Below are 1,211 nucleotides of genomic sequence, written 5' to 3'. Positions count from 1 at the left end.
GGGCACGCTCACCGCGGCCTTGGCGGCGCGTGACCACGGTGTGAACCAATTCGTGCTGGTGAGCACCGACAAGGCCGTGCGGCCGACCAACATCATGGGCGCCAGCAAGCGCCTGGCCGAAATGACGCTGCAGGGCCTGGCCCAGCAGAAGCCGGGCACCTGCTTTTCGATGGTGCGCTTTGGCAATGTGCTGGGCTCCAGCGGCTCGGTGGTGCCGCTGTTTCGTCAGCAGATCGAAGCGGGCGGGCCGATCACGCTCACGCACGAAGACATCACGCGCTACTTCATGACTATTCCTGAAGCGGCGCAACTGGTGATCCAGGCCGGCGCCATGGCCGAGGGCGGCGACGTGTTTGTGCTGGAAATGGGTGAGCCCGTGCGCATCATCGACCTGGCGCGCCGCCTGGTGGAACTGTCGGGACGCACGGTGTGCGATGCGCAAAACCCTGAAGGCGACATCGAGCTGCTGATCACCGGTCTGCGGCCCGGCGAAAAGCTTTATGAAGAGCTGCTGATTGGCGACAACGCCATGCCCACCTCCCATCCACGCGTAATGAAGGCGCATGAGGCATGCCCGCCTTGGCAAGAGCTGACCCAACAGATCGATGAACTAGGTGCGCTGCTGGAGCGCAACGACGTGCCTGCAATCAAGTGCAAGCTGCAGCAGTTACTGGGTGGCTACCGCCCGCACGCAGAGGTGGTCGACTGGGTGTATATGGAGCTTGAACGCCAGAATGACCTGCTGCCCGCACCGGTGTCAGTTGCACCCGCTGGCGCGGCGTCTGGCGTTACGACCCCGCCGCCGGTGCTCGCTTCCGTCTGATCTCTTGTTGCGACGCCGGGGCATGCCCCAGCGCCGCGCCTGCCCAAAGTGCGGGCTTATTCGTTGTACTTGTACGTGGTGTACCTGTAGCCACCGTAGCGGTAGCCGTGGCTGCCGTAGTGACGCCGCGTCAGGTCGATGCCGTTGAAGATCACGCCGCTGACCGCCTTGCCTGCGTGCGCAAGGCGCTTGGCGCTTTCGTTGAGTTCGCCAAGCTGCGTTTGATCCGCCCGGGCCACCAGCAGCACTGCGCCCATGTAGGGTGCAACCGCGGCCGTGTCGGCGGCCACCAGTACCGGCGGCGTATCGATGATGACCAGTTCGTACTGCGCCGAGAGCACGTCGAGCAAGCGCACGAAGGTTTCCGACATCAGCATGTCGGCCGGAT

Annotated in this window: 2 protein-coding genes; one reads left to right on the top strand and one right to left on the bottom strand. The window is 64.2% G+C overall.

What is annotated here, in order from left to right:
• Positions 1-823: polysaccharide biosynthesis protein (locus AC1DOC_RS34290; RefSeq protein WP_478131654.1), on the top strand; the 823-nt coding region annotated here is incomplete at its 5' end.
• Between the two features lie 56 nt (positions 824-879).
• Here the strand turns inward: AC1DOC_RS34290 and AC1DOC_RS34285 are convergent.
• A partial coding sequence (locus AC1DOC_RS34285; protein ID WP_478131653.1) for a P-loop NTPase family protein occupies positions 880-1,211 on the bottom strand: 332 nt, incomplete at its 5' end.

Source organism: Variovorax sp. 01T439_2 (assembly GCF_056398445.1).
This window is presented reverse-complemented; position numbering and strand designations above follow the sequence as displayed.